Source organism: Nonomuraea sp. NPDC050783 (assembly GCF_040802095.1).
GTDB lineage: Bacteria > Actinomycetota > Actinomycetes > Streptosporangiales > Streptosporangiaceae > Nonomuraea.
Genome location: NZ_JBFAHK010000008.1, coordinates 15,923 through 39,096 on the forward strand (window position 1 = coordinate 15,923; position 23,174 = coordinate 39,096).

Genomic DNA, 23,174 nt, shown 5'->3' on the forward strand with positions numbered 1-23,174 from the left:
GACTATCCTTCCGCGACCGGGTCTTCACCCAGCGAGAGGAAAACAGCCGATGGAACTCAACATCCAGGCACTGGACATGCTGCCCGCCCGGACGAGCAACGCGCCGCACGGCCGGGCCAGGTGCTGCCTGAGCTGCCTGACCGCCAGCCTGATCTACGTGTCGTCCACGGTCGAGTAGGGACGTCCCGGCGATGGAACTCGACGTCCAGGGGCTGGACCTGCTGCCCGCCCGATCGGAGACCCCGCTCTACCCGTGTGACATCACGTGCCAGAGCTACCGCTCCTGCGCCACGTTCACCTGCGGGTCCACCACCTACTGACACCCTCGGCCAGGTGCCGGGGATCCGCCGCGACCACGCCGGAGAAGCGCTCGGGTGCGAAGAACTCCTGGGCCGCCTCCGTCACGGACTCCGGGGTCGCGGCGGCCAGCCTGCGCGGGAAGTCGAGCAGCAGCAGCGGGTCCACGGCCTTGGCCGCGAGGTCGGCGAGCGCTCCGGCGAGCCTGTCCGCCGGGGCCAGCCGGGTCGCCATCGACCCGGTGGCGTAGGCACGCGCCGCCTCCACCTCCTCGCCGGTGGGCGGGCGCGTCCGCATGCCGGACAACTCGGCGGCCAGCGCCTCCAGGGCGGGGCCCGTGGTCTCGGCCGCGGTGTCGGCCTCGACCGCCAGGAAGCCCGCGCCGGGGTGGTGGTCGAAGAACGTCGTGACGCCGTACACGTAGCCCTTGTCCTCGCGCAGGGTGCGGACGAGCCGGGAGGACAGCGAGCCGCCCAGGATGTTGGCGGCCAGGAACAGCGCGGGGTAACGCTCGTCCGCCACGGTGACCGCAGGCCCGCGCAGCCGCACGCGTGACTGCGCGGCGCCGGGCCGGGGCAGCGGCAGCAGGCTCCCCTCCTCGACGGCGGGCGGCGGAGGCAGCGCGGGGACGTCCCGCGGCTGCCAGCCGGCCAGCGTACGTCCCGCCGCGTCGGCCAGCCTCTCCGGATCGTCCGGCGCGAGGATCACCAGGACCGCGCCGCGGGGACTCGACGGCCGCCGGCGGGGCTCGGCCAGCTCGGCCTCCTCCGGCATCGTGAACGCCACCGGGTGGCCGCCGAACAGGTGCCGGGCCAGCTCCGCGCGTACCGTGAAGTCGGGATGGGCCCTGGCCACCCTCAACCGCGCGATCAGCCGGTCGCGCGCGGCCCCGGCCCCGGCGGGCACGCCGAAGGCCACGTCGGCCAGTGCGCGGGTCAGGGCGTCCAGGTCCTCCAGCGGGCCGGTCACGGTGGCGGTGAGGTGGTGGACGTCGGCCGCCACGTCCAGCTCCATCCCCTCCTCGGCAGCCCTGCCCTGCGACAGGCAGGCGGCCAGCAGGACCGACTCCGCCAACGCCTCCCGGGTCGGGCAGGGGGCCGGGAGGATCAGGCGGGCCTCGGCCAGCGGGGTCCTGCCGTGGCGTACCGCGAGGACGCGCAGGCCGTTCGGCAGGATGCGGTCGGTTATCATCGGCTCTCCCCCGGGGTGATCGTCAGCAACGCGCGGGAGTCCGGGCGCAGGCCGCGGGCCGCCGCCGCCACGTCCCCCGCGTCCAGGTCCGCGTACAGGGCGGGCAGGCGTGCGGCCAGGCCGGGGTCGCCGAACAGCAGCTCGAAGCGGCCGAGCAGGCACGCCCGGCCGGCGGGCTCGTCCATCGAGCGGTAGTGGGTCAGCGACCAGGCGGCGGCGCAGCGGCGCAGCTCCTCGCGCGTGGGGCCGTCGGCGGCCAGCGCGGCCAGCTCGGCGTCCACGGCGGCCAGCACCCGTCCGGCCGGCAACCGCGCCGGGTGGAGGGCGGTGAGCAGCCACAGATCGGGGTCGCGGGCGTCGAGGAGGTCGAACAGGCCGGCGCGGGCGGCGACGGTGACATCCTGCCCGGTCTCGCGGCGCAGCCGTTCGCGCAGGCGGGGACGTACGCCGCCGGTCAGCACCCCGGCCAGGGCCGACAGCGCCAGATGGGCGCCCGGGCCGAGCGCCGGGTCGGGCACCCGGTAGCCGAGGGCGAGGGCGGGCAGCGGCGCCAGCGGATCGCGGCGCCCGGCGGTGACCTGCCCGGCCGGCTCCGGCTCCGCGTACGAGCGGCGCTCAGGGACCGGGCGCGGCGGGATGCCGCCGAAGGCGCGCTCGGCGACCGCCAGCACCGCCTCGGGTTCGACGTCGCCCGTGACGGTCACCACGGCGTTGCCCGGCGCGTAGTGCCGGTCGAAGAAGTCCACGCAGTCGGCGACGGTCACCCGCCGGAGCGCCTCGTGGTCGCCGTACCCGTCGTGGGCGTTGGCGAAGGAGCGGAACAGCACGGGAGACAGGTGAGGCCAGGGGAAACCGCCGTAGGGCCCGCGCGTCTTGCCCAGGATCTCCTCCCGGATCACCGAGACCTGGGTACGCAGGGCCCGTACGGTGATCTCCGGGGCGCGCATGCGGGCCGCCTCCAGCTCGATCACCGTGGCGACCGCGTCGGCGGGGACCACCGTGTGGAACTCGGTGTAGTCCTGGCGGGTGGAGGCGTTGCAGAACCCTCCGGCGCGTTCGACCCGCCGGAAGTGGCCGTCCTGGAACATCAGGTGCTCGAACAGGTGAGCAAGGCCGGAGGTGTCTTCGGACTCGGCGCGGAACCCGACGTCGTAGTGCACCGCGACGGCCGCTACGGGGGCGGAACGCTCGGCCTCGACGACCAGCCGCAGCCCGTTGCCCAGCCGCACGCGGACGATCCGGGACGTTCTCACGCCTTCACCAGCCTGCCGTCGCCGGCGGCGTCGATGACGTCGGCGACGAGCTTGAGGTAGTCCAGCAGGACGTCGTGCCACCGCAGGTAGGCGGCGAAGTCGTGCAGGTGGGTCAGGAAGCGCAGCGCGGCCGTCCTGCCGACGGCGGCCAGGTCGAGCGGGGCGGCGTAACCGTCGAGCACGCGGGCCACGAACAGGTCGAAGTCGAAGTCCCTGTTCGCGCCGAAGCGGCGGACCGACGCGCCCAGCTCCACCAGCTCGCCGACGATCCATCCCACGTCGGTCTCGGGCGCTCCGGCGGCCAGGTTCTCGCCGGTCAGCAGGGCGCCGTCCCCGGCGGGGGTCACGGGCAGCAGGATGCCCAGGCTGGGACCGCCGTGCAGCAGGACGCGCGGCTGCGCCCGCTGGAGGCACCACTCCTGTGCCGTGGTCATGCGCCCGGGGCCCAGGAGGCCGGCCGCGCGGCGGTGCAGGTCGGGCGCGGCGCCCGGCCCCTGCCCCTCGCGGAGCCAGGAGAGCAGGCGCAGCAGCCCGTCGGGGGGCGGCAGGTCGGCGGGCGGCAGCGGTACGGCGTGCAGCCGCGCGAGCGCCGCGCCGGTCCCGGCGAACGTCTCGGCCGCGACGCGCCCGGTCTCGGCGTCGCTCTCCCCCGCCCCCGGGCCCAGGAGCATCGCGGCGACCGAACGGGCCTGGCCGGCCCGGTAGGTCACGCCCGTGCTCCGCGCCCGCTCGGGCAGCACGAGCCCGACCCGGCCCGCCGCCACCGTACGGACGGCGTCCAGCACGACCGGATCCGGCGTACGCAGCTCACCGCCCCGGTGCGGGCCGGGACGCCGGGTCCACCGGTAGTCCCCCTCGCCCGACGGCGTGACGTCGGTCAGCACGTAGCCCGTCGCGTACCGGCTCACGGGTCCTCCTTCGCGCGTTGGGCGCACAGTCCGGCCAGCCGTTCGATCAGGAGGGACAGCGGGGCGGCGGCCGTGCCGTCCCGCTTCCCGGTGTGGGCGCTCGTCGCGGGCACGGGGTCGGCGACCACGACGTTGGGCCGCTCCGCGATCGCCGCGCGGTGCCGCCGGTAGGCGTAGGAGCCGGTCGCCCCGGGCGGCAGGGCGGGCGCGATCCCGATCGGCGCGGAGGTGCACTGCAGCGCCAGCAGCATGGGGCTGTCGGCCAGGCCGCCCGCGAACCGGCCGAGGAAGTGGTACGTCGCCGGGTAGACCAGGACCGCGTCGGGCCAGGTCGCGTAGTCCACGTGGGGCGAGTCCGGCCCGGCGGCCTCCGGCCAGGCGTCGAGGGGCACGTCCTTGCCGATGAGGGAGGCGATCGACTGCCGGGTGACGAACCGTTCGGCGCCCCTGCTGACCACCACCCGTACGTCGAGGGCGGGGTAGGAATGCCGCAGCCAGTTGATCCAGAACGGCAGGAACGCGGCCCCCAGCGAGCCGGTGACGAGGACGAGCAGGCGCTCCGCGGGGAAGGCCGGCGGCCCCTCGGGGTCAGCCATCGGCGTCCGCCATGGCGTGGAGCAGGAGTTCGGCGTCGGCGAGCGCGGCGGGGAACCCTTCGGTCCCCGCGACGCCCGCGAGGTTGAGCACGATCTCGTCGGCCCCGGCCTCGCGGTAGTCACGCAGCCGCCCGGCGACCTCCTCCGGCGTGCCGTACACGAAGATCCCGGCCTCGACCAGCGCGGCGGGGCTGGCGGCCACTCCGGCGCGGCGGAGCATGTCGGCGTAGTGCGGGGCGCGCAGGTGATCGGCGGCGGCGCTGCGGGCGAGCCTGCGCGGGTCGCGTCCTGGGGCGGCCGTGGCCACGTGCACGACGGTCGCGACCCTGGGCCGCCCGCCGCGCCCTTCGGCCCCGGCGGCCAGCGCCGGGACCAGCGTGTCGCGCAGGTAGGGGGGCGGCGTCATCCAGGTGACCGCCACGTCGGCCACCGCGCCCGCCGCCCGCGCCATGCCGGGGCGCAGGACGCCCAAACCCACCTCCACGGGCGGATGCCGCATCGGGGGCAGCGCCCCCGCCTCCGCGTCGATGAACGTGCGCACCGCGCGGGCGTACTCGGCCGCGGCCGAGGCCGGTCTCGCGTACGGGGCGCCGCGCAGCGCCCGGACCAGGTCCGGGGTGGCCGTGCCGTACCCGGCGACCAGGGGCCGCCCGGTGAGCAGCGCCAGGCTGCGCGCCTGCGCCGCCGCCTCCATCGGGTGCCGCAGCGGCATCAGCGTCACACCCAGCCCGCAGCGCACCCGGATCCCCCGCCCCGCGAGGTAGGCGACCGTCTGGTGGGTCTCGGCCAGTACGGACTGCCCGAGCCAGAGCCGGCCGGCCAGCCCGCTCCTCACCAGCTCGCCGAACGGCACGACCCTCTCCGGGTCGGTGTGCTGGAGCGGGAACATCAGTCCGGGAGCCATTCCTCTCCTCGATCGGTGAACTCGGCCGGTGAACTCGGCCGACGAAGGCGGCCGGTGAACTCGGCCGGTGCCGCGGGCCGCGGTCGCGCGGCCCGCGGCACCGTCGCCTTCGTGCGAATCCGTCAGCAGCCGGACTCGATGGTGTAAGCGATGGCGCACAGGTGCGCGGTGAGGTAGCTCGTGCGCGGCCAGGCGCCGGGAGCGTCGCCACCGGGCACGGCCGCGACCTCGGCGAGCGAGGTGTATGCCTCGGCGCCCTCCATCAGCAGCTCGGTCGACATGCGGGTCACCTCCTTTCTGGTTCTCGTCGGGGCCGGACCCGGGTTCGGGCCCGGAAGTCTCAGAAGGGCGAGGCCGGGGAGGCGAGGTTGCGGTGCGCCGCGCCGGGGTCGATCCCGGCGGCGCGCAGCGACTCGCGTACCGACTCCTCCCGGTCGCCGCCGTGCTCGGCGTGGGCGAGCAGCCCGGCGGCGACGGCGTGCGAGCGGTGCTCGCCGAAGCTCAGCCCGCGCATTCCCGGCCGCGGGTCGTCCGGCTCCCACGCCCAGCCCACGCCGGGGGCGAGGGCGGCGACGTAGGCGGACAGGTCCTCACGCAGCCCACCCGTCTCGGAGGCCGCCGCGGCGATCTCCGGTACGGCGTGCCAGGCGGCCCGCCCCAGGTAGACGACGATGCTGTCGCGCCGCGGATACAGGTCGCGGGCGGAGAGCACCTTGGCCCGGTAGGGCAGCCGCGCCTTCTCCAGCCGTTCGAGCACCGCGCCCCACAGGGCGGGGGCGGCCTCCGGCGTCGCGGCGCCGAGGTAGACGCGCAGGCAGGCGCCCTCCTCGAGTCCGTGTCCCGCCGAGCCGGTGACCAGCAGGAACCCGGGCGAGATCGACGGCTGGACGGCCGGCAGGCTCACCCGGCGCGCCGGCCCCGCCGGGGTGCCGACGTGGTCGCCCAGCCTGGAGCCGGGGAGCCGCACCCGCACGCCGTTCAGACGCACCACGCCCGGCATGCCGGGCTCGGCCGGGACCAGGGCCGCCGTGTCCCCGTGCGGGACCCGCCCGCGCAGCCCGGCCTCGAACTCCGGGTCACGCAGCGACCTGCTGCCCGGCTCCTCCGTGCGCCGGTGGCCGGTGTGGAAGGCGTCGTACAGGGCGTCGGCCAGTTCGCCGCGCAGCGCCTTCGGTCCCGCGGCGCTGATCTCGTGGTCGCCGACGCGGGCGAAGGTGCGGTCCGCGCTGACGTGTACCTGGTCGAGCAGGTGTTTCATCGTCCCTCCCCCAGGCCGAGCGTGGCGGTGAGGTCGGCCGGGCGCAGCAGCGCAGTACGCCCGACGCCCGCCACGGCGCGTTGCAGGGCCGACAACCGGCCGCGCTGGTGGGCGGTGACCATGATCCGGTCGATCAGGTGCCAGCCGGCGAAGGCCACCGCCCGCACCGGCAGCTCGTGGTCGTCGCGGGCAGCGGGACGCGCTTCGAGATAGCCCGTCCAGAACGCCTCCACATAGGGACGCAGCTCCTCGAACCGGCGCGCGCCGGCGGCGATCACCTCGCGGTCGTTCAGGCCGTCGTCGGGGCCGGCCATGCCGAGGACGCCCCGGTAGAGCCATTCACCGGCGAAGGCGCCCACGTCCCGCGCCGCGTCGGCGAGCCTGGCCTCCTCCCAGTCGGTCAGGTACAGGACGCCGTCGTGGTGGAGGAGCTGGTCGAGCCGGAGGTCGCCGTGCGCCAGGACGCGCGGGCCGCGCCGCTCCCGTTCGCACAGGTCGTCGATCGCCCGGGTGACGACGGGATCGTCGTGCAGGATCGCCCACGTCTCCAGCTCGGCGCCGCCCGCCGCGGTGTACTCCTCCAGCGTCAGGGCGGCCAAGCGGTCGCGGGGCGGCATCGGCGGCGCGGAGTCGTCCGCGGCGACGGCCTCCGGCGCGGGGAGGTCGTGGAGCGTTCCCACCTGGGTTCCCGCGGCGTGCGCCAGGTCCCAGGTGAAGTCGCCGTCCTCGGCGAGGTCGACGCCGCTGCGCGCCTCCTCCAGCAGCGTGAAGGCCAGCAGCCCCATGTCGTCGTCGCCGCCCAGGAAGCGCGGCGTGTGGATCACCGGGTGCCCGTCGAGCGCCACCCCCATCGCCCTGGTACGTCCCACCATCCGCCGTACCTGGCCCGCCTCCCCCAGGGTGCGCTTGACGAACACGGGCATGCCCGTGTCGGTCACGCCCGCCCACGTGTCGTTGCGGCCGAAGAACGCGGACACCGCGTCCTGGCGCAGAGCTCCCAGGCCGAGCCGCGTGAGGAGCGCGGCGACCTCGGGCACCTGGCCGAGCGGCACGGGTACCGGCTTGAGCGCCTCACCCACGACCGTCACCACCCCCCGGGCGCCGGCATTGCGTCAGCATGTGTGTTTCTCTTTCGAGTACCTGTGCACGGCCGGGGACGGGCCCGGCACGGCCTGCCCGTCCACCTGTCGTCAGCGGACGGTCTCGTTGCAGGTGTTGTTCGTCCTGCACGTGTGACCGCAGGTGATCTCACACGCGGCCAGGCTGCTCTCCGTACGGGCGGGCAGCAGGTCCAGAGCCTTGACGTCCAGTTCCATGGGTTCGTTCCTCTCTTCCGAGACCTACTGCTGGGTGACCTTGCAGGTGTAGGCGCAGGTGCCCTTCGGAGGGCAGGTGATCTCGCAGGCGGCCAGATGGGCGGCCGACTGGGCCGGAAGCAGGTCCAGAGCCTTGATGTCGAGTTCCATCACGCGCGTCCTTTCTCGGGGCGGGCACGGCGGGGCGCCGTACGGAAGAGAGCATCGCGATGAGCGCTTAGGGATCACTTTCGGCGGAGCTGACGAGACCGCGCCGACTCTTGTCGCGGCGACCTGTCAGAGGGCAAGCGGCGGACACCTTCCGCTGGTCACGGCGGTCCGCGACCTAAAGACCGTCTCGCATCGTGAGACCGGCTGTCGTCCGGACCGTTCCCCGGCGAGCACGAGGCGGACGAGATCGGCGTTGCCCTCGGCCCGTCCGCCGTCCGGGGGCACCAGCGTGTCCTCCAGCCCGATCCGGGTGACGAGGCCGAGCCAGGACGCGGCGAGCCTCGCGTCAGTTCAGCTCACAGCCGTCTTGACGGCTGAGGCCGGACCGGGGTGGTGCTGGCGTCGGCACATCCTTCGGCTCGTGCGCAGCACGCGGGCTTGGCGGCCTCGCGGAAAAACCAGCAGGTTCTCGTGTGCGGGAGGTCGAGCGGGGGCGGCTCCTTGGTGGCGACCTTCTGATCGACCCTCGGGTACGCCGAGGCTCTGTCCCGGTTGGAGTGATGCCCCTGACCGGCAACGGCCTTCCGAACGAGCTCGTGCTAATCCCAGGGGGCTCCGAGCTTGGCGGCGGCCTCCGCCCCTGAGCGGCAGCCGTCTTCGTGATATCCGCCGCCGTGGTACGCGCCGGCGAACGCCAGCGTGGAGCCGGATATCTCAGGCAGGTGTTGCTGAGCCTCGTAGGCGGCCGTATCGATGATCGGATGCTCGTAGGAAGCGCGAAATGCCACTTTGCCGGCGTCAATACCTTCGGACGGAGCATAGGTGATGAAGTACGGGACTGCCACGTCAAGCCGGTGCAGGGCGCGAGCGTCGACGTGGACTTCGGTGAACGACGTCAGAGGAGCGCCGCACGATACTCCCAGCGTGATGATGTTGTGCTTGCCGTCGTGTCGGTAGGCAACTCCAGAGTCGCTGTGCAGGGCGACATCCATGGTTGAGTAACGGAAGGCGCTCAGAACGCGTTCTTCGAGCGGGGTTGGCTCGGTGAGCAATGCCAGGGCCCGGTGCGCGGGAGTCGCGATGACGGCTTTGTCGAACTGGTGGGTCCGGCCTGCCGCGTCCTGGACCTCGATAGCCTCGCCAACCCGTCGGACGGCTGTCACGGGGGTCGACGTGCGTACCGCCGTCAGGCGCTGAGCGATCTTCCCGATGTACTCCCGGCTGCCGCCTTCGATGACCCGCCAGGACGCGAACACCTCCGGGCTCAGCACGTCGTACCGGCCCAGGACATTCATGATGTACTGGAGGGGCATCTGCGCCAGTTCGTCGGCGCGAATCAGGAACCATGGAGCGGTGCGGGGATAGAGGAAGTGCCGCGTGAAGTAGTCCGAATAACCGTCCTCTTCGATGAGTTCACCGAGGGTCTTCGTCGTGCCGCCGCCCTCCATGAACATCCGCACCAAGGACTGCTGGAAGCGGGCCAGATCGACGGTGAAACGCTCCCGATCAGGGGAGTCCGCGGTGGCCGACGTGAGCGTGGCTCCCTCGCCGAGCGGGGTTCCGCCCAGTTGCGTGAACCCGCAGTCGCCGCACACCACGTCCATCGCCATGGACCTGTCCACCTGGAGGCCGGACACGCCGAGTTCATTGAACAGGCGGACCAGATACGGATAGGTGGTCTCGCTGTACGTGACGAAGGCGAGGTCGACTGGGATCTCCCCCTCCGCTCCGGTATCAGCGAGGTAGGTGTGAGCGTTGCCTCCTAGCCGGTCGCGAGCCTCGAAGAGCGTGACGTCGAAGTGCTTCTGCAGAAGGTACGCCGCGGTGAGGCCGGCGACACCGGCTCCGATCACCGCCACTGCTGTCTGCCTGGGCATCCCACTTCCCTTCACTGAAGGTGAGCGCTAGCACGCGCGGCACTGCCACTTCGTGAAGGACGCGCACCACCAAATCCCTCGGCAGCGGCACGGGACATTCATGTCAACCACTGGCGTGCAGGAATTTGCCGAATACGATTCCTGTCCGGCCGTCGCATTATCCCTCGCGTCACCGGAGGTGCTGCGCGTCTGCCGCATGAGCACCTCGCAAAAGGCGCGCCCGCCTCAGGAAAGCACACTTCCGTTACAGGGGGAAGAGACCCGTCTGTTTCGTCGTGAGGCGGTGGCGCTCGAGTGACGGACGCGACGGTGCCTCCACGTTATGTATTCACACCTTCCGCGACAATGTCGCTCCGGCCAGAATCGGCTTGCGGAGGCATCGGTAGCGCACCCTGCCCGATCTGTGCAAAGCCGTCAGCGTGCCCTGCCACATCCATCCGCGCGGCACGTCATGCGTGGTCGGGCGGCCAACGTCCTACCCCCTCAACCGTCCACGACCTTGGCGCGGTCAGTCCCGCGCTGTCTCAGGCAGCGGTTGGGCCTCCGCGGGCACTCTGGTCCGCCGGGGAGTTCCGTCCACGTAGAACTGGCGCGCCCAGTTCCGGTAACGCCCGAAGGGGCCGTCGCCTTCAGCCAGGGCCGGCCTGTGGAGATATGCCTTGGCGTCCCAGACGGGCACGTCGCCGGATGTCTCCGAGACCACGAGCTTTTCATGGTGGAACCACAGCAGGATCTCCGCGAGCAGCCGGGAGGCGACGTTCTGGTAGGCGGGGCGCACTGCGGGCAGCAGCCACTTGGGGGAAGACAGCGGCAATGACATGCAGAACCGGAGATGCACGCGCCAGGGTGCGATGGGGGTGGGCAGCAGCCAGGCGCGGAGAGGACTGCCGTTGGGCAGGGTGATGTCGATCTCTGACCAGCCCAGGCCGTGGATGGTGGCGCTGTAGCCGACCCGTACGGTCTTCCCCACACCGGGGACGCGGATCGTCGCGTCGATGGCCGCATGTCCCCTGGTGCCGTTCGCCTTGAACGGTGAGACGACTCGGATTCCGGTGCAGTATTTGCCGTGGACTGCCGTGAAGTGGCCGGTGTCCGGGACGTTTTCGAAGACCTCTTGGGGGTGCCCGGCACATTCGACGAGGCGGCGGGCCATGGAGGCGGGCTCCGCGGGTGGGGTCTCGGGGATCTCCCAGTCGGGCGGGAGGCCGGCGGGGTGATGCCACACCATGATCATTCCGTGCCTGAGCCGTACCGGCAGCAGCGTCAGCGAGACTTTCGGCGGGCGTGTCCCGTACCCGGTACGCGTGCATGCGCCCTCGGGTGCGAAAGCGAAGCCGTGGAAGGGGCATACGATCTCCTCGCCCTCCACACGGCCCCCTGCCCCCAGGTGTGCCCCCAGGTGGGGGCAGTATGGCCGGATAGCCCGCAACAGGCCGTCGCGCGTGCGGTAGAGGACCACATCCTGCCCTCCCAGGGGTCTGGTGACGACGGCGCCGGCGGGGACCTCGTCCGAGAACCCCACGCAGAACCATCCGGCAGGAGTGGGCAACGGCGCGATGCCGTCTGCATAGCATGGCGAGATATTCCTGGGGCCTGAGAATACGGAGAGTCTGACCTTGCGCTTGACCATGCGAGAGGCTCCTTCATGCGCTGGATTCGAATGAGGGGCGGGCATCCAGATGGGCCGGGTGCATTCGAGGGCGAGGATGACGGCGGACTGTTTGCCGTTCCGAGGCTTCCCGGGACGATGGCATGGGGAGCAGCATTTCTTCGTCGGACAGCCTGTCGGCCATCAATCAGCAGGAGAAATGGGGGTAGTTCAGGCGTCGGCACGGAAGGTTCTGGCCCGAGGCTGGAATGCCCCGATCGGCCCGTCGTGCTCGACACTTCGCACGAATCACAGGTGCCTCGCGATCAATGTCAGCTGCTGATCATCCCACTGAGGGCCAGCCGTTCACACAGCCCGGCGCCGCCACATCACCTCTATTCAGGATCGTGCCCGGCGGGCTTTTCGGGCCGCCACCCCGGCCTGCCGTGGTTCGCAGCCGGCATTCCAGTGTCAATCCATTCCCGGAGGCGAACAAGGCAAACTGCCACGGAAAGACGAGGCGGCGGGTGAATCGCCTCGGATTCGGTGGAGATCTCTGTCGGCGGTGACCCGGGAGAGCTCTTCTACGACCGCCGAAGCTTGATCCGCTCCGGTTCGAAAAGGCCGACCGTGGACTCCAGGGACGCGTTGTCGATGCCGAGCCCCTCGACGGGGACCTGATCGTGGACCGCCTGAGCGCGGCGGACTCAGCAGTTCCCGACAGAAGGAACCTGGCTTCCACCGCCCGGGCCGAAATGCGGCTGCGTGCTGAGCCTGCCCACGCGAGCCGGCATCGGGAGAAGCCACACATCGTTGAGCACTGGACGACGTCTCCTTCTGTCAGGTGCCACACAAAGCAGATCTGGTGGCGCCCGCGACAAGGCTCCGTATTTACGGGCGTGATCGGAGATAACCGCGCGCGCTTCGGCAATCCACCGCATGGTACTAACCCTATTACCCCATATCCATACATGCGGGGCTATTCGCACAAAGAGCTCGTTGTTAGCATTTCGCTTAGCTACCCCTTGACAATTCTGTCTGACAGGGCCGGGGTGCCACCATGACCGGAACCTTCACGTCACCGTCGAGCGCGGCCTTGAAACGCACGAGGGAACTCATTCTGCCTGGCCTGCGCGCCGCGGTCGATGCGTTGCACCCCCGTCTGGCCACCGCCTGCGGCTATCACCTCGGTTGGTGCGCGGCGGACGGTACACCGGCCACCGGCACGGCACAGGGCAAGTTCGTCCGGGCCACGCTGGTCCTGCTGTCCGCTGAGGCGGCGGGCGGGCGTGCCGAGGCGGCCGTGCCCGGCGCCGTCGCGGTGGAACTGATACACAACCACTCGATGTTGCACGACGACGTGATCGACGCCGACGATCTGCGCCGCGGGCGCCGGACCGCGTGGCTGGCGTACGGAACCGGCACGGCCATACTGGCCGGCGACGCGCTGGCCGCAGCGGCGATCGTCCAGCTCGCGGCCATCGGTACGGATCCCGGCCGACGCGCCCTCCAACTGCTCGCCGACGGCCTGCGTCGTCTCTGCGATGGACAGGCCGCTGACGTGGAGCTGGAGGAGGGCACGGCGTTCACGGTCGAGGACTACCTGCGCATGGCCGCGGACAAGACGAGCGCTCTCCTGGCCGCCGCGGCCGGCATCGGAGCGGTTCTGGCGGAGGCCGACGAGGCGACCGTCCAGTGCCTGCAGGACGCCTGCCACGACCTGGGCCTTGCCTGGCAGGCCGCCAACGACGTGGAGGACATCTGGGGTCCCCCCGCTGTGACCGGCAAGCCGCCACTGAGCGATCTACGGCAGGGCAAGACGACGCTGCCCGTCCTGGCCGCCCTGCTGTCGAACACGGCGGCCGGACGAGAGCTGGCCGCGCTCCGCGCTGTCCAGGGCAGTCGCGATGACGAAACCCTGGAGCGTATCGCTGAGCTCATCGTCCGTGCCGGGGGGCGCGCCGTCGCCGAACGCCTCGCACGGGACAAGCTGGCCGCGGCCCTCGCCCGCCTTGACCACCTCGCCGCGCCGGTCAGTTCGCGCCAGGCGCTGGCGAGCCTGTTCCGGTTCGCGGTCACGCGCCAGGCGTGACCTTCCACTGCCGCACCTCGGGCGCACCGATGAGGAGCCATGACAGCCGAGTACGAGATCATCCGAAACGAGTACGAGCAGCAGCTCCACAGCCACTGGGCGGCCAAGCAGCACGATGACATCAACCTGCTGCTGGGCGCGATGGACGGCCTGTACCACCACCACTACGCCGTCGGGGACTTCGACCGCACGGTGCTGACGGTCCCGGCCGACCAGCGGCAGCAGCTCATCCTGCGGGAGATGCACCGCATGGAGAGCGAACAGGTGGAGCTGATTCTCGACGGCCTGGGCGCAGTGCCCGCGAACGCACGCGTTTTGGACGCCGGCTCCGGCCGGGGCGGCACCTCATTCATCCTGCACGACCGCCTGGGATGCCGGGTGGACGGCGTGAACTTCTGCGAGCATCACATCGCCTTCTCCCGCAAGCTGGCCGAAGCCAGGGGCTGCGGCGACAGTGTCCGCTTCCACTACGCGAACATGACCGCCACGGGATTCCCCGACGCCTCCTACCAGTACGTGGTCTCCAACGAGACGACCATGTACGTCGATCTCTTCGAGGCGTTCCACGAGTTCGCCCGGCTGCTCGAGCCCGGCGGCAGATACGTCCTGGTGACATGGTGTGCCAACGACGCCGTCGCCGCCTCCGGCGCGAGTCCCGAGATCGACGCCATCAACGATCACTACGTCTGCCGTATCCACCCGCGCAGCACCTATATGCGCGCGCTGGCGGCCAACGGCCTGGTCCCTTCGAAGGTCCGTGACCTGACTGCCGAGGCCATCCCGTACTGGGAACTGCGCTCGCATTCCGAACTCCGCACCGGCGTCGAGAGCGCTTTCCTCCAGGGATACCGCTCCAACCGGCTCAACTACCTGCTCGTGGCCGCCGAACTGGCCCAGTCTCCCCCGCGGGTGAGCCATGAAGGATGAGGTGGATCTCGCCGGTATCCGCCGGGACGTCGAGGGCGTTCTGCGCTCGTTCCTCGACGAGAAGCACCGAGCCATTCCGCATCCGCGAGCCCGGCCGCTGGTGGAGCACCTGCGCGGTCTCCTCGACGCGGGCGGCAAACGTCTGCGTCCCGTCCTGTGCGTCGTCGGCTGGCACGCCGCGGGCCGGACCGGCGTGTCCGAAGAGATCCTGCACTTGGCGGCCGCGGTGGAAATGTTCCACGCCGCCGCGATGATCCACGACGACATCATCGACCGCTCGGCCACCCGCCGGGGTGCGCCCAGCGCCTACCACGCCTTACGTGCCCATTGCCCGGCCCCCGCCGGCAGTGAGACCGCCTGGTGGTTCGGCGTCAGCGCCGCCCTCATCCTCGGAGACCTGGCGCTGTCGTGGTCCGATGAGCTGGCATATCGCGGGCAACCCGACATGTCCCGGCTGCGGGACGCGTTCCCGCCGCTGAACGCCCTGCGGGCGGAGGCGCTCACCGGCGCCTACGTCGAACTCCTGGCCACCGGTCAGTACGGCACCGACATCGAGCTCGCCATGGAGATCAACCGGCTCAAGTCCGCGAAATACACCGTCGAACGCCCCCTTCATCTCGGCGCCGCGCTGGGCGGGGCCGAGCCCGCCGTCCTGAAAGCCTGCACGGCGTACGGCATTCCGCTGGGAGAGGCGTTCCAGCTCCGTGACGAGCTCCTCGGCGTTTTCGGCCACGTGCCGCACACGGGCAAGCCCGCTCTCGACGACCTGCGGGAAGGCAAGCCCACCGTGCTTCTGACGCTCGCTCTCAGGAACGCCACCCCCATCCAGGGCCAACGCCTGCGCTCCCTGATCGGGGACCCTCACCTCGATGAGGAGAGCGCCGGTACGGTCCGCGAGATCCTCGTCCAGACCGGCGCCCGCCGGGAAGTCGAGCGTCTCATCGACATCAAACGGCAGCAGGCCGTCCGCACCCTCACCGGGTCGGGATTCCCGCCTCCCGTCATCTCGGCCCTGCGGCAACTGGCCGAAGCCGCCACCCGGCGCACGGCATGACCGGCGCCGACTGATCGGAACGGGGAGGACCTCGTGCGCCAGCCCGACTCTTCTGCCGCCGGGACCACACCGGCATCGCGGTTGCTCCGAGCCCTCCATCACGAACTCCAGGTGACCTGGCGCATGGTCGCCGACAACCTGCCTGGAGCCGTTGTCCCGCCGCTCGTCATCGCGCTCGCGGTCTGCCTGCGTGACGATCTCCCGCTTTCGCGGATCCTGTGGCATGAAGCGGAGATCGTGATCCTGTCCTTCTGTTACATCTACGTCTTCGACTCCTCGAATCAGGCCCGTAGCGGGGACGAGGATCGCCTGAACAAGCCGTACCGGCCGATACCCGCCGGGTTGCTGACCCCTCTCGGCGCCTGGCGTCGGTTCTGGTGCGTGATGCCGCTCTACACCCTTCTGGGCTGGCGTCTCGGAGTCGTCGAGTGGGTTCTGCTGTTCCAGGCCGGCGTGATCCTGATGAACATGGTGTGCACGCCGCGCCTGTATCTGTGGTGCAAGACGCCGTTCAACATGGCCGCCGGTGTGGCTCAGCTCGCCGTGTCCTGGCAAGTCGTCAGCCCCTTGGACGGCACCGCCTGGCGATGGTTCCTCACCATCGGAGCCACCTATCCGCTCGCGATCATCTTCGAGGACTTGCGGGACGTGGAAGGCGACCGCGCGGTCGGACGCCGCACCCCTGCCCTCGTTCTCGGCGCCTGGCCGGTTCGCGTCTGGTTTGCCGTACTCATGGGGATTTTCCCGGTACTGGGGCACCTGTTGCTGTTCGCCCCGACCGGCGCGCCTTTCTGGCGCATCGTCCTGGTTGACAGTCTGTACGCCGCCATGTGCTGGGCCACCGGTGCACGAGCCCTGCTCTTCCGACACGCGGCAGCTGATCGCATCACTTACCAAATGTTCATTACCGGGTGCTATCCCACCGTCCTCATCTCCGGCCTCATCCTCTGGTCCTGAAGGGGATGGCGCGGAGAACTCGCGGACGCCCGAAGGAGGAGCAGTGCACGACCACACCGAGGTCGGCGGCAAACGACACGAAGCCCGCCCATCTCCAGAGAGTCCCCAGAAACGCACGCTGCGCGACGCGACACCCCACGAGTACGTCGTGTTGATCGACGAGGCGGGCAACGCGGTCGGCACCGCCCCCAAACTGTCGATACACGGCACGAACACCCCCCTGCACCTGGCCTTCTCCAGCTACGTCTTCGACAGGGAAGGCCGGCTGCTGCTCACCCGCCGCGCCTCCCACAAACTCACCTGGCCGGGTGTGTGGACCAACAGCTGCTGCGGCCACCCGCTGCCCGGCGAACGGCTGGAGCAGGCGGTGGCGCGGCGGCTGCGGTTCGAGCTGGGACTGACCGCCGAGCGGGTCGAGCTGATGCTGCCCCGCTTCTCCTACCGGGCGGTCATGCCCAACGGTGTGGTGGAGCACGAGCTGTGCCCCGTCTACCGGGCCGTCACCTCCGGACGCCTCACCCTCAACCCGGACGAGGTGGACGAAGCGCACTGGATGCCGTGGCAGGAATTCACCAAGGGGGTGCTGAGCGGGCTGCTGGCCATCTCGCCCTGGTGCCGCGATCAGGTGCCGCTGCTGAGCTCCCTCGGCGTCGACCCGCTGGCGTGGGAACCGGCCGCCGAATCCGAACTCCCCTCGGGAGCACGCGTCCACACGTGAACCAGCGCCCGGCCCCACTGCGGAAGCCGTACGGCGGGGGTATCACTCCAGGGGCTCTGGGCTCTGGGCTCTGGGCTCTGCCAAGATTCCCGTGGTAACGCCCAGAAGTTCTGCTTGTAACTCGCAGGCAGCCAGAGGCTGGTCCAAGGCACGGCGGTGTTGGCGATGAACGCCTTGAGTGCGGCCCAGACGCGTTCCACCGGGTTGTCGTGCGGGCTGTAGCGCGCGCCGAACAGCAGCTCCATGGTGGGGTGCTCGGCCAGGTAGGCGGTGACGGCTTTGGCGTGGTGGATGCTGTCGTTGTCACAGATCACCACGATCGCCGGGGCGGTCGGGCCGGCCAGGCGGATCTGTTCCAGCAGGGCGATGAAATCGGCGGCACGGCGGCGGCTCAGCCGATACACCCACCGCCCGGTGACCACCTCCCCGGTGACCACCTCCAGCGCGCCGAGCACTGTCACCTGCCGGTTCTTGCCAGGCGTGCCGATCTCGGGGTTGATGAGTTGGGTGGCGTGGGCGTGGCGCAGCGGGTGGATGTCGATCTCGACGCCGGCCTGCGCGCAGTAGGTCTGCCAGCGGTGGTGGGCGGCGTCGTAGGACAGGGGTCCGCCGCGGCCGTTGATGGAGGCGCGAAACAGCGGCCCGGCGGTGTAGCCGGCGCGGGCCAGGTAGAGCTCGAGCAGGGCGACGTAGCCGCGGTCGTCGAGCAGGACGGTGCGGACGCTGCCGCCCTTGCCGTGGATACGGACGTGCTCGTCGTCCAGCCGCAGGTCGAGGTCTTCGACGTACAGCCCGCACACCTCCGAGGCGCGGGCACCGCATCGGCGAGCCCGGCCAGGCAGGCGCGGACCGGGGCGGCGCTCAGCTCGGCGAGCTCCTCGCCGTGGTGGGCGGCGACTTCCCGGCGTTGGCCAGGTCGGTGAGGAAGTCGTCGAGATGCCGGGCGAGCGGATGGGAGCGGCCGAGCTGCTCGACGATGACCGGATCCATGCGGGTGAGCCTCCACCATCCGCCAGGTTGCCGGATAACCGGGAAACGAAGTGCTTGCGCCGGGCGGCGCCGGTCCAGCTCGCGCTACCCCGGTGATCGCCGTCTTGCCAGATAACGGAGGTCATCTAGAAATCGGTGCCATCCGCCTGCTCGCGATCGCCCGTCTCGGGCCGTTTTCGGAAACCACTCGCCCTGTCTTATCGTCACATGATTGCTCATGGAGCAGGAGAGCACTCTGCACCGTGAGGGTCACCGCCCGGAATCCACCTACCTGGTAGGTAATCGACAGGTAAGGGCGATTCAAGACTAAATGATGGCCATGAACATGAAGCGAAACCTCAACCTTGTCCTTATGACCGGCGCTCTTGCCTTCGGTGTCGTGGCCACTCCAGCTCAGGCCCAGGAACCGGCCCAGGCCAACGAACCGGCGCAGCCGGTGATCGAGGGGCGGATGACCCCGCAGGCCGGCACCTTCATCGGACGGCAGACCACCTTCGGCGCCATGCTCACCGAGGACGGCTTCGACGAGCGGGTGGCGGCATACGAGAAGATCTGGTCGCAGGACGCCACGCTCTGGGAGGCGGCCAGCCCGATCACGCAGGGCAGGGAGAACATCAAGAAGGCCATCTCCAACAGCCTCACGCTCCTCCCGTCCTTCAACATGCGCCCGACTCGCATCGCCATCGGCGACAACACTGTCATGTACGGCGCCGCCAACCGGGTCGTGGTGCACGGCCACACCATCGACTACCCCGCCATCTACCGTGTCGTGGTGAACAAGGACGGCGACGTGGTGCAAGGACGGCGCTACTACGACAGGTTCGCCTGGTTCAACCCGATCGCTCCCGAGGAGCTGCGCCTGGAGGACATGTTCGGCGGTATCACCGACTCCGACGAACCCGCGTCCTCCAGGCCAGTGCACGTGAGCCGGCTGACCAAGAACCTTCTCGCCCGCGCCGCCGCTTGGAACGGCAAGAACGCCGAGGCGCTGGTGAACGGCGTCGGCTCGGCACCGCTGTCGGGTATCGGGCTCGGCGAGCGCACGCTGCACACCCGATCTGCCCAGCTCGCCTACATCAACAAGCTGGTCGGCAAATTCGAGGACGACCAGGACGGCACCCTCGCCGGCAAGCTCGAACCAGGGCAGACAGTCCGCACCAAGAACGCCACCTATCAGGAGTGGTACGGCACGGTCCGCAGTCAGGGTCGGGACATCACCTACGGCATCATCGAGCGCTTCGGCCACCGAAACGGCAAGGTCACCGACTGGAACCTGACGTTCGACACGCTGCCGCTCATTGCCGACCAGGAGAAGATCAGCAAACTGTACGGCCTGCTTGCGGTCAAGCAGTGATCCTTGCCTCACTACCGAGATGGCCTGGCTGACGCCGGGCGGCCGAGCCGGCGAGCGGGTCCGTGTCGGTGCTGATCGTCGTCATGGTCTTTCCATGTCCATGATGGCATCGAGCCCGGTGCGGACGCTGCCGGGAAGCTTCAGCCTCTCAGGCAGCCGACGCGCCTTACTCGCCGGCGCGGTCGCCTCGGCGGCCTGCGTCTTGGGCCTGCCCGATCAGGGCGGGAAAGCCGTCCTGGGGACGCCAGAAATTGCGGACGTACTTTTCCGAGCAGCCTACCCTGGCCGCCCAGTCAGCCCGAAGTGATGCCCTCGGTGCCGCTGTTCATCGGATTCTCGCCGCCCGCCTGCCTGATCACACTCTGCTACCGACCTTAGCGTCGCGGACCGCTGACATCGTCCCGCCGCTCAACAATCGCCAATCCGCGAAGGGGGTGGTCGCGGATGCAGCGGAGCGCTCGGCGCTCGCTGCCGAGCAGGCCGCCGAGATCGAGGCAATGCGGGAGATGCAGCTGACGGTCGCATGGGAGGTGACGCGTGAGTCGCAGTTCGCCGCCTCTCCTCGGAACACCGGCACCGAGACCGCGACCGGCGTGACGGGACTGCGACCGGCGTGACGGTCGATACGACGACCGTCTCACGCCTGATCGACCGGCTCGCCGCCGATCCGGTCCGCGCGCTCAAGGCCATCCGCGCCGCCCGCGCCACCGCACGCCAACGCGCCTGGCACCTGGCCGGCGACCACGCCCCCGGAGCCGACGGCCGGCCCGTCATCGTCGACCTCGACGCCACCATCGCCCTCTCCCACTCCGGCAAGCAGCACGCGGCCCCGACCTGGAAGAAAAGCTACGGATCCACCCGCCTCGCCCTGGCCCAACTCCCCAAGCACCCGCGGCGCAACGTGCTGATCCGCACCGGCTCCAGCGGCGGCACCCGAGAGTTCCTCACCTGGCTCACCCGGCCCGGACGCTGGCTGAAGTACTCCATCGGCTTCATCCTCACCGACGACATCACGCAGGCGATCAGCGAACTCCCGGCCACCGCCTGGACCCCGGCATACGACGCTGACCGCCGGCCACGCCCAGGCGCCTGGGTCGCCGAGCTCACCCGCCTGCTGAAGCTGACCGGCTGGCCCAAGGGCATGCGGGTCATCATCCGCAAGGAACGCCCGCACCCCGGAGCCCAGCTGCGCTTCACCGATCTGGACGGACACCGCTTCACCTGCTTCGTCACCGGCACCCCCGGCGGCCGGCTCGCCGATCTGGAACTACGCCACCGCCACCGCGCCCGCGCCCGCGCCCGCGCCGAAAACCGCATCCGCGCCGCCAAGGACACCGGCCTGCGCGACCTGCCCCTGCACGACTCCGCCCAGAACCAGATCTGGTGCGAGATCGTCGCCCTGGCCTGTGAACTGCTCGCCTGGACGCGGATGCTCGCCCTGCACGACACGGACGCCCGCCGCTACGAGCCCAAACGCCTGCGGTTGCGTCTGTTCGCGGTCGCCGGACGCCTGGCGCACGGAGGCCGACGCCTGCATCTCCGCATCCCCGCGCGATGGCCCTGGGCCGACACACTCCTGACCGCCCTGGCACGACTCCAAGCCCTTCCGGCGCCGACCTGACCAGCATCAAACCATCCCAGCGAACCAGGAAGGAATCCTCGGGCCCGTGGAACCCCGCTTACCCGGCGCGACAGCCGGGCAGCCACGCTGACCACGGCGGGCCAGTCGAGCTCCAGCCGAAGACCTCAGCCGACCAGCTCAAGGTCGAGAAAGATCGAGGTCAGCGATGAGGGCACCGCTGGATGATCTGAGCGTTGAGAGCTTAACCGACCCGACCAACAAAGGCTTTCAGCAGCGAAAGCCGTAGTGAGGTACGTCGGCAACAGCCGACGTACCTCACAATGAAAACGATGTCACCTCATCTCCCTGCGCGGGCCGCAGCCTCTCTCCATGGCTTGGCTCTCGGCGACGCCTTCGGTTCCCAATTCTTCGTTCCAGACAATCGTCACGCCCTCTCCTCTCGCCTCCTTCCGCCCGCCCCGTGGCAGTGGACGGATGACACTGAAATGGCGTGCTCCATCTACCGTGTCCTGGCCGATCACGGCACCATCGGCCAAGACGAACTCGCCACGAGTTTCGCCACCCATCACGACTTCGATCGCGGGTATGGCCCGACGACGAACCGGATGCTCCGGCTGGTACGTGAAGGCGGCGACTGGCGCACGCTTGCCGCGGAGCTTTTCGACGGAAAAGGCTCGTGGGGCAATGGTGCCGCGATGCGGGTAGCGCCACTCGGCGCCTGGTTCGCCGACGACCTGGCCGCGGCCGTCCATCAGGCCACCCTCTCAGCACAGGTCACCCACACCCACACCGAAGCGGTGGCCGGCGCCGTAGCCATCGCAGTAGCCACAGCCCTGACCGTCAGCGATCCCAACCTGCCTGCCGGGCATTTCCTCGACCGAATCAGTGAGCACGTGCCCGCGAGCATGGTCCACGACGGCATCACCGAGGCCCGGCAACTTCTCACCATCAGCGACCCCACGCTGGCCGCCCGAATGCTCGGCAACGGGCGACAGGTCAGCGCTCACGACACGGTCCCGTTCACCCTCTGGGTGGCAGCTCGCCAACGCCACGACTTCGAGGCGGCCATGTGGACCACGGCGGCGGCGGGCGGGGACGTCGACACCACGTGCGCCATCGTCGGCGGCATCATCGCCGCTTCCGAGAGCACTCACCTCCCCCCACAGTGGAGAGGAAGATGCGAGCCGCTACCGGGCTGGGCAGGCGCCCCACCACTCGACCATGAGCCCGCCTGATCCCCTGGGAAGGCATGGGGAAAGATCACCCGGTGATGGCTGGCGACAGCCGTACACCGCCGGACACATGAAGAGAGCCCCTGACCCGCGTTACTGCGGTCAGAGGCTCTTTGTGCTGGCCCGGTGAAGCGCGCCCTGCAGGATTCGAACCTGCGACCGTCGGATTAGAAGTGGATCGCCTTCATGGCGCACCGCACCGTTACTGAGCTGCGGATAGTCAGTTGGCCGCGAGGCTAGCATCGTTGATCATTCCGGGCATGTTCCGGATCATGCTGCCACGACAATACTGGTCTCATGAAACTCTCGGCGGAACTGCACGAGTACCTTGTCGAGCTTCGCGGTGACCTGCTCCGCCAACGGCTCGTCGGTCGTGTTGCAGACGCAGGTTGGATGGCCTGCGACCTGATCGGAGCCGGAATCGACACGCCCAGCACGCTCGAACTAGCCGGATACGCCCTCTCCGTTGGCTCCCTTTCGGAGATTGAACCGTTGCTTCGTCAGGTGCTTGCCGATTGCGGAATGCCCCCAGTGGATATCCAGCAGGAGCCGTGGGATGTCGCGCACGATATCTCACTAGCCATGCAGGACGGCACGCTACCCATCTCGGCTGGTGCCGATTTCCTGATCACTGAACTCTCATCTCTATGCGGCCACCCGCCCGAGATCACAGAGCTCATGATCCTCATCGATGATGGGGAAGCCTTACGAAGCACGCCGCCAACTGATGATGAGCTCCGATGCCAAGCTGGAAAGATTGCGAAGGCGGCGCGACTACGACGTATGAAATGAAAGAGAGCGGGCTCTGGTCCCCTGACCGTCGCCATTCGTCATAGCCAGTTTGGAAGATTTCGGCTCTTGATCGCCTGACGTGCTCCAGCGCTGGCCAGGCGCCGTGCGGCCTTGCCCGTAAGTCCCCACTATCCGCCC

At 69.8% G+C, this 23,174-nt stretch carries 25 protein-coding genes and 2 pseudogenes; 13 read left to right on the forward strand and 14 right to left on the reverse strand.

The window, feature by feature from the left end; genetic code table 11:
• Positions 1 to 49: 49 nt before the first annotated feature.
• The gene (locus AB0H75_RS22615; protein ID WP_367799070.1) at positions 50 to 178 is read left to right on the forward strand and encodes a hypothetical protein; all 129 of its coding nucleotides are present in this window, start codon (positions 50 to 52) and stop codon (positions 176 to 178) included.
• 13 nt (positions 179 to 191) lie between these two features.
• The gene (locus AB0H75_RS22620; RefSeq protein ID WP_367799072.1) at positions 192 to 320 is read left to right on the forward strand and encodes a hypothetical protein; all 129 of its coding nucleotides are present in this window, start codon (positions 192 to 194) and stop codon (positions 318 to 320) included.
• Here AB0H75_RS22620 and AB0H75_RS22625 read toward each other — a convergent pair.
• From AB0H75_RS22625 to AB0H75_RS22675, 11 genes are all read right to left on the reverse strand, one after another.
• Positions 295 to 1,488, reverse strand: a complete 1,194-nt coding sequence (locus AB0H75_RS22625; protein ID WP_367799074.1) for a M16 family metallopeptidase — start codon at positions 1,486 to 1,488, stop codon at positions 295 to 297. The genes AB0H75_RS22620 and AB0H75_RS22625 overlap by 26 nt on opposite strands.
• Positions 1,485 to 2,741: a M16 family metallopeptidase gene (locus tag AB0H75_RS22630; protein WP_367799075.1), complete on the reverse strand. Its 1,257-nt coding sequence runs from the start codon at positions 2,739 to 2,741 to the stop codon at positions 1,485 to 1,487. Before AB0H75_RS22630 ends, AB0H75_RS22625 begins: the two co-directional genes overlap by 4 nt.
• Positions 2,738 to 3,649, reverse strand: a complete 912-nt coding sequence (locus AB0H75_RS22635; RefSeq protein ID WP_367799076.1) for a hypothetical protein — start codon at positions 3,647 to 3,649, stop codon at positions 2,738 to 2,740. The genes AB0H75_RS22630 and AB0H75_RS22635 overlap by 4 nt, the downstream gene beginning before the upstream one ends.
• Entirely contained in the window at positions 3,646 to 4,245 is a 600-nt protein-coding gene (locus tag AB0H75_RS22640; protein ID WP_367799077.1) for a flavoprotein, read from the reverse strand. Before AB0H75_RS22640 ends, AB0H75_RS22635 begins: the two co-directional genes overlap by 4 nt.
• On the reverse strand, positions 4,238 to 5,149 hold the full coding sequence (locus AB0H75_RS22645; RefSeq protein WP_367799078.1) for an LLM class flavin-dependent oxidoreductase: 912 nt from the start codon (positions 5,147 to 5,149) through the stop codon (positions 4,238 to 4,240). Before AB0H75_RS22645 ends, AB0H75_RS22640 begins: the two co-directional genes overlap by 8 nt.
• Before the next feature lie 122 nt (positions 5,150 to 5,271).
• The gene (locus AB0H75_RS22650; RefSeq protein ID WP_367799079.1) at positions 5,272 to 5,430 is read right to left on the reverse strand and encodes an LxmA leader domain family RiPP; all 159 of its coding nucleotides are present in this window, start codon (positions 5,428 to 5,430) and stop codon (positions 5,272 to 5,274) included.
• A 59-nt stretch (positions 5,431 to 5,489) separates the two neighbouring features.
• Positions 5,490 to 6,407, reverse strand: coding sequence for a T3SS effector HopA1 family protein (locus AB0H75_RS22655; RefSeq protein WP_367799080.1), 918 nt, complete (start codon positions 6,405 to 6,407; stop codon positions 5,490 to 5,492).
• Complete coding sequence (gene lxmK, locus AB0H75_RS22660) at positions 6,404 to 7,486, reverse strand: class V lanthionine synthetase subunit LxmK (protein WP_367799081.1); 1,083 nt, start codon at positions 7,484 to 7,486, stop codon at positions 6,404 to 6,406. The genes AB0H75_RS22655 and lxmK overlap by 4 nt, the downstream gene beginning before the upstream one ends.
• 111 nt (positions 7,487 to 7,597) lie before the next feature.
• On the reverse strand, positions 7,598 to 7,723 hold the full coding sequence (locus tag AB0H75_RS22665) for an ALQxL family class IV lanthipeptide (protein ID WP_367799083.1): 126 nt from the start codon (positions 7,721 to 7,723) through the stop codon (positions 7,598 to 7,600).
• 24 nt (positions 7,724 to 7,747) lie between these two features.
• On the reverse strand, positions 7,748 to 7,873 hold the full coding sequence (locus AB0H75_RS22670; RefSeq protein ID WP_367799085.1) for a hypothetical protein: 126 nt from the start codon (positions 7,871 to 7,873) through the stop codon (positions 7,748 to 7,750).
• Positions 7,874 to 8,472: 599 nt separating this feature from the next.
• Positions 8,473 to 9,750, reverse strand: a complete 1,278-nt coding sequence (locus AB0H75_RS22675; RefSeq protein ID WP_367799086.1) for an NAD(P)/FAD-dependent oxidoreductase — start codon at positions 9,748 to 9,750, stop codon at positions 8,473 to 8,475.
• Between the two features lie 100 nt (positions 9,751 to 9,850).
• Here AB0H75_RS22675 and AB0H75_RS22680 point away from each other — a divergent pair, with 100 nt between their 5' ends.
• Positions 9,851 to 10,048: a hypothetical protein gene (locus tag AB0H75_RS22680; protein ID WP_367799087.1), complete on the forward strand. Its 198-nt coding sequence runs from the start codon at positions 9,851 to 9,853 to the stop codon at positions 10,046 to 10,048.
• A 210-nt stretch (positions 10,049 to 10,258) separates the two neighbouring features.
• Here the strand turns inward: AB0H75_RS22680 and AB0H75_RS22685 are convergent, their stop codons facing one another.
• Positions 10,259 to 11,380: a Rieske 2Fe-2S domain-containing protein gene (locus AB0H75_RS22685; protein ID WP_367799088.1), complete on the reverse strand. Its 1,122-nt coding sequence runs from the start codon at positions 11,378 to 11,380 to the stop codon at positions 10,259 to 10,261.
• Between the two features lie 1,018 nt (positions 11,381 to 12,398).
• Between AB0H75_RS22685 and AB0H75_RS22690 the strand changes: the two genes are divergently transcribed.
• The 5 genes from AB0H75_RS22690 to idi are packed head-to-tail and all read left to right on the forward strand — an operon-like array spanning position 12,399 to position 17,086.
• A complete protein-coding gene (locus tag AB0H75_RS22690) occupies positions 12,399 to 13,430 on the forward strand; it encodes a polyprenyl synthetase family protein (protein ID WP_367799089.1) in 1,032 nt (343 codons plus the stop codon).
• 39 nt (positions 13,431 to 13,469) lie between these two features.
• On the forward strand, positions 13,470 to 14,357 hold the full coding sequence (locus tag AB0H75_RS22695) for a cyclopropane-fatty-acyl-phospholipid synthase family protein (protein WP_367799090.1): 888 nt from the start codon (positions 13,470 to 13,472) through the stop codon (positions 14,355 to 14,357).
• A complete protein-coding gene (locus AB0H75_RS22700; RefSeq protein WP_367799091.1) occupies positions 14,347 to 15,411 on the forward strand; it encodes a polyprenyl synthetase family protein in 1,065 nt (354 codons plus the stop codon). The genes AB0H75_RS22695 and AB0H75_RS22700 overlap by 11 nt, the downstream gene beginning before the upstream one ends.
• Before the next feature lie 33 nt (positions 15,412 to 15,444).
• Positions 15,445 to 16,368, forward strand: coding sequence for a UbiA family prenyltransferase (locus AB0H75_RS22705; RefSeq protein ID WP_367799092.1), 924 nt, complete (start codon positions 15,445 to 15,447; stop codon positions 16,366 to 16,368).
• Between the two features lie 43 nt (positions 16,369 to 16,411).
• Positions 16,412 to 17,086 carry an isopentenyl-diphosphate Delta-isomerase gene (gene idi / locus AB0H75_RS22710; RefSeq protein WP_367799093.1) on the forward strand — a complete coding sequence of 225 codons (675 nt, stop codon included), beginning with the start codon at positions 16,412 to 16,414 and terminating at the stop codon, positions 17,084 to 17,086.
• 101 nt (positions 17,087 to 17,187) lie between these two features.
• Here the strand turns inward: idi and AB0H75_RS22715 are convergent.
• Both AB0H75_RS22715 and AB0H75_RS22720 read right to left on the reverse strand, forming a co-directional pair.
• Positions 17,188 to 17,853 (reverse strand): annotated as a pseudogene (locus AB0H75_RS22715) (transposase); the annotation flags it as partial.
• A 94-nt stretch (positions 17,854 to 17,947) separates the two neighbouring features.
• On the reverse strand, positions 17,948 to 18,076 hold the full coding sequence (locus tag AB0H75_RS22720; RefSeq protein WP_367799094.1) for a hypothetical protein: 129 nt from the start codon (positions 18,074 to 18,076) through the stop codon (positions 17,948 to 17,950).
• Between the two features lie 310 nt (positions 18,077 to 18,386).
• On the opposite strand from AB0H75_RS22720, the gene AB0H75_RS22725 reads away from it, so the two are divergent.
• The 5 genes and pseudogenes from AB0H75_RS22725 (at position 18,387) to AB0H75_RS22745 (ending at position 23,036) form a co-directional block, all read left to right on the forward strand.
• Positions 18,387 to 19,430, forward strand: coding sequence for a hypothetical protein (locus AB0H75_RS22725; protein WP_367799095.1), 1,044 nt, complete (start codon positions 18,387 to 18,389; stop codon positions 19,428 to 19,430).
• Positions 19,431 to 19,681: 251 nt separating this feature from the next.
• On the forward strand, positions 19,682 to 20,047 hold the full coding sequence (locus AB0H75_RS22730) for a hypothetical protein (RefSeq protein ID WP_367799096.1): 366 nt from the start codon (positions 19,682 to 19,684) through the stop codon (positions 20,045 to 20,047).
• A 14-nt stretch (positions 20,048 to 20,061) separates the two neighbouring features.
• Positions 20,062 to 21,051, forward strand: a pseudogene (locus AB0H75_RS22735) (transposase); the annotation flags it as partial.
• 290 nt (positions 21,052 to 21,341) lie between these two features.
• On the forward strand, positions 21,342 to 22,247 hold the full coding sequence (locus tag AB0H75_RS22740; protein WP_367799097.1) for an ADP-ribosylglycohydrolase family protein: 906 nt from the start codon (positions 21,342 to 21,344) through the stop codon (positions 22,245 to 22,247).
• Between the two features lie 294 nt (positions 22,248 to 22,541).
• Positions 22,542 to 23,036, forward strand: a complete 495-nt coding sequence (locus tag AB0H75_RS22745) for a hypothetical protein (protein WP_367799099.1) — start codon at positions 22,542 to 22,544, stop codon at positions 23,034 to 23,036.
• Positions 23,037 to 23,174: the final 138 nt, after the last annotated feature.

Excerpts from the sequence above, each read along its gene's own strand:
- AB0H75_RS22620 (WP_367799072.1), top strand. The coding sequence starts at position 192 with ATGGAACTCGACGTCCAGGGGCTGGACCTGCTGCCCGCCCGATCGGAG.
- AB0H75_RS22675 (WP_367799086.1), bottom strand. The coding sequence starts at position 9,750 with ATGCCCAGGCAGACAGCAGTGGCGGTGATCGGAGCCGGTGTCGCCGGC.
- AB0H75_RS22615 (WP_367799070.1), top strand. The coding sequence starts at position 50 with ATGGAACTCAACATCCAGGCACTGGACATGCTGCCCGCCCGGACGAGC.
- AB0H75_RS22685 (WP_367799088.1), bottom strand. The coding sequence starts at position 11,380 with ATGGTCAAGCGCAAGGTCAGACTCTCCGTATTCTCAGGCCCCAGGAAT.
- AB0H75_RS22645 (WP_367799078.1), bottom strand. The coding sequence starts at position 5,149 with ATGGCTCCCGGACTGATGTTCCCGCTCCAGCACACCGACCCGGAGAGG.
- AB0H75_RS22625 (WP_367799074.1), bottom strand. The coding sequence starts at position 1,488 with ATGATAACCGACCGCATCCTGCCGAACGGCCTGCGCGTCCTCGCGGTA.
- AB0H75_RS22700 (WP_367799091.1), top strand. The coding sequence starts at position 14,347 with ATGAAGGATGAGGTGGATCTCGCCGGTATCCGCCGGGACGTCGAGGGC.
- AB0H75_RS22665 (WP_367799083.1), bottom strand. The coding sequence starts at position 7,723 with ATGGAACTGGACGTCAAGGCTCTGGACCTGCTGCCCGCCCGTACGGAG.
- AB0H75_RS22655 (WP_367799080.1), bottom strand. The coding sequence starts at position 6,407 with ATGAAACACCTGCTCGACCAGGTACACGTCAGCGCGGACCGCACCTTC.
- AB0H75_RS22650 (WP_367799079.1), bottom strand. The coding sequence starts at position 5,430 with ATGTCGACCGAGCTGCTGATGGAGGGCGCCGAGGCATACACCTCGCTC.
- AB0H75_RS22670 (WP_367799085.1), bottom strand. The coding sequence starts at position 7,873 with ATGGAACTCGACATCAAGGCTCTGGACCTGCTTCCGGCCCAGTCGGCC.
- AB0H75_RS22680 (WP_367799087.1), top strand. The coding sequence starts at position 9,851 with ATGTCAACCACTGGCGTGCAGGAATTTGCCGAATACGATTCCTGTCCG.
- AB0H75_RS22720 (WP_367799094.1), bottom strand. The coding sequence starts at position 18,076 with ATGGATCCGGTCATCGTCGAGCAGCTCGGCCGCTCCCATCCGCTCGCC.
- AB0H75_RS22690 (WP_367799089.1), top strand. The coding sequence starts at position 12,399 with ATGACCGGAACCTTCACGTCACCGTCGAGCGCGGCCTTGAAACGCACG.
- AB0H75_RS22740 (WP_367799097.1), top strand. The coding sequence starts at position 21,342 with ATGTCACCTCATCTCCCTGCGCGGGCCGCAGCCTCTCTCCATGGCTTG.
- AB0H75_RS22725 (WP_367799095.1), top strand. The coding sequence starts at position 18,387 with ATGATGGCCATGAACATGAAGCGAAACCTCAACCTTGTCCTTATGACC.
- AB0H75_RS22745 (WP_367799099.1), top strand. The coding sequence starts at position 22,542 with ATGAAACTCTCGGCGGAACTGCACGAGTACCTTGTCGAGCTTCGCGGT.
- AB0H75_RS22640 (WP_367799077.1), bottom strand. The coding sequence starts at position 4,245 with ATGGCTGACCCCGAGGGGCCGCCGGCCTTCCCCGCGGAGCGCCTGCTC.
- AB0H75_RS22695 (WP_367799090.1), top strand. The coding sequence starts at position 13,470 with ATGACAGCCGAGTACGAGATCATCCGAAACGAGTACGAGCAGCAGCTC.